Consider the following 2,810-nt stretch of genomic DNA (forward strand, 5'->3'; position numbering starts at 1 on the left):
CCCTTATGCCCAGCCCACCAGCTTCCCCGCCGCCGCGTACCCGCCCGAGGACCAGCCACTGGATGGCGGCGTGACGGCCTCGCCACGCCCCGCGGCCCCGGCCGCCGGGGCCGCGGGGCGGCACCCCGCAGCCCGCACCGACGGCCGCTGGCAGCCGGCCCCCCGGGAGCACTGGGACGAGCCGGTGCGGACCGAAACCTTCCGCGCTGTGCCGGAGTCGGAATCCACCGGCGGCCGGGACGACCCGGCCGCCGCCTACTACGCCCCGGCAGGGCCTGCGTCGCAACCCGCTGGTGCGGCTTCCGGCCGGTCGGCGTTCGAGGCCGAGCTGAGCACGGCCAACCCCGCGGGCGGCGAGGCAGCCGGCGAGGCCTCGGACCTGTCCGCGCCCGCCGAGGAAGCTGTTTCGCGCCGCCCCGAGCCACAGACGCCGCGCCGGACGGCGGCGACCCGCGTCGGCTCGTTGCCGCGCGGGACCGGCCGCCGGGTCGCCGAGCCGGGCGGCGCCCGGGCCGGCGGCGCGGCGCCGGCGGCCGCCGGGCGCGCGGCGCCGGCCGCCCGGTCCCGTCCAGCTGCCCCGGCCGCGGCCGGATCCGGACGAACGGGAAGAACACCCCGGGCCACGGTCACTCAGACCGTCCCGCCGGCCGTGACTTCCGCCACATCATTGGCCGGGTCCGCCTCGATGTCCGCGGTGGCGGGTGCCACGGGTACCGCCGCCGGGGGCGCCGCCAGCCCGCCCACGCCAGTCGCCACCCCCCCGGACGGGCACGCGACACAGGGCGGCGATGCCGCCGCCGCAGTGCCATCCGCGGGCGGCGGCCCCTCCGCCGAGGAGCCGGGCCGGGCACCCGCCGTGACCCCAGCGGCGGCCACGGGTGCGGCGGGAGAGGCTCCCGCCGCCGTCGGCGGGCAACGCCGAGGCGCGTCGGTATCGGCGGCAAAGGACGAGCCGACATCTACCGATCCGGAGGATTCGACGACGGAGGGTACCGATGAGGCGACCACAGAGAAGTCGAGTGCACCCGCTGCGTCACGGAGCCGTCAAAACAACGGCACCCGTGGGGGGGAACGTCCCGCAGGCGGTCGACGTGGACGCAAGTCAGTGCCAGCATGGGACGACATCGTCTTCGGTGCCCGACGGCCCTGATCAGGCCGCAGAGCCCCGGGGGCGGGGTAACCGTCCGCGGGTCCGAAGCTCCGCGGACACCACGCCGCTCTGGATGCAATGACGCCACGAGAGCCGGCTGTGAGTAAACCGTCACATGGTCAGCAGGAACGTCTGACCGCCTAACACAGTTGGAGTAGATGTGACAGGGACTACCACGAAGCCGACGCTAACCAACCTCGATCGTTGCGACCGGTGCGGTGCCCAGGCATACGTGCGGGTGGTGCTGCCTGGCGGCGGGGATCTCCTTTTCTGCCGGCATCATGCGAAGTCGCACGACTCCAAGCTGCGTGAGATGGCCGTCGAATACCACGACGAGACTGACAAGCTCAGCGTGTCCTGAGTCTCACGCTCAGGTATCAAAGGGGCATGCCACGACCACGTGGCGTGCCCCTTTCGCTGCTCCTCGCCGCGGTGAGAGTCGGGCGCCGTGACTATGGACCGCGCGTTTCCCCCTCGGGCCCCCCACGTGGGGGATCGGCCCCGGCCCCGCTTGGGTGTCGTTGATCTTCAGGCGTCCCACCAGGCCATACGGTGGGGTCGTGCCCGCCATGGGGAAGGAGACATCCACCCCCATGGTTCGCAGCCAGCCGCGGCGGCGCTGGTCTGTGCTGCTCCGCCGGGTCGTCCTCGAGGCCAACCCGGAGCTGACGGCGCACGCCCGCCAGGGCCGCACGGTGGCCGAGGCACGTGTCCGCCGCAGCGCGATGTTCCGCCGTCTTGACCGCCAGCAGCGCCGGGTCCCCCGGGGTCCGCTGCGCCTGGCCCGTGCGACGCTCGCCAACGCCTGGCGCCACCGGGTGCTGGGCCTGGCCGCGGAGGCGGGATTCTGGCAGCTGCTGTCCCTGCCGCCGCTACTCCTGTCCCTGCTCGGCGCACTCGGCTACGTCGCCGATGCCATCGGCGGGGACGCCCTGAGCAGCATCCGGGACAGCATTCTGCGCGGCGCCGGCGATTTGCTGACCGAATCAGTGGTCGACGACGCGGTGCGGCCCACCGTGGACGAGATCCTTTCTCGCGGCCGGCCGGACGTGATCTCCATAGGCTTCGTCCTGTCACTGTGGACCGGCTCGACGGCGATGGCGACCTTCGTCAACACCATCACCATCGCCTACGGCCAGCGCGACCTGCGCTCCGCGGTGCGTAGCCGACTGGTGGCGCTGTGGCTGTTCCTCGCCCAGCTCACCAGCGGCGTCATCATTCTGCCGGCGTTGATCCTGGGTCCCGGGGTGATCTCCCGGATTCTCGACGCCGACCGGCACCCCTCGGTCGACCATCTGCTGACCCTGCTTTTCTGGCCGGTCGTCGGGCTGGTCGCGCTCACGATGTTGACGTCGCTTTACCACCTCTCCCTGCCGGTACGCAGGCCGTGGTGGCGGGCGCTTCCCGGGGCGACCCTGGCATTGGTGTGCTGGCTGGTCGGCAGCGACCTACTGCGGCTGTACCTGGAGATCGTGTTCAGCCACGAGCTGGTCTACGGCTCGCTGGGCGCACCCGTGGCGGCGCTGCTGTTCTTCTACATCACCGCGCTGGCGGTCCTGCTCGGCGCCGAACTCAACGCGACACTGGACGAGCAGTTCTCCCACCGGTCGAAGAAGCACACCCGCGGGCCCACCGCCGCCGGCTCTGCTCCCCCCACCGG

At 72.6% G+C, this 2,810-nt stretch carries 2 protein-coding genes and 1 pseudogene; all 3 read left to right on the forward strand.

The genetic code is table 11. The features are described from left to right. Positions 1-1,150 (forward strand): annotated as a pseudogene (locus NBZ85_RS29855) (hypothetical protein); the annotation flags it as partial. Positions 1,151-1,310: 160 nt separating this feature from the next. Then, positions 1,311-1,511, forward strand: a complete 201-nt coding sequence (locus NBZ85_RS29860) for a DUF7455 domain-containing protein (RefSeq protein WP_009742431.1) — start codon at positions 1,311-1,313, stop codon at positions 1,509-1,511. 232 nt (positions 1,512-1,743) lie between these two features. Next, the coding region (locus tag NBZ85_RS29865) for a YihY/virulence factor BrkB family protein (protein WP_261559545.1) at positions 1,744-2,810 on the forward strand (1,067 nt) is incomplete at its 3' end.

Origin of the sequence: Frankia tisae (assembly GCF_025403405.1) — a bacterium.
GTDB classification, from domain to species: Bacteria; Actinomycetota; Actinomycetes; order Frankiales; family Frankiaceae; genus Frankia; species Frankia tisai.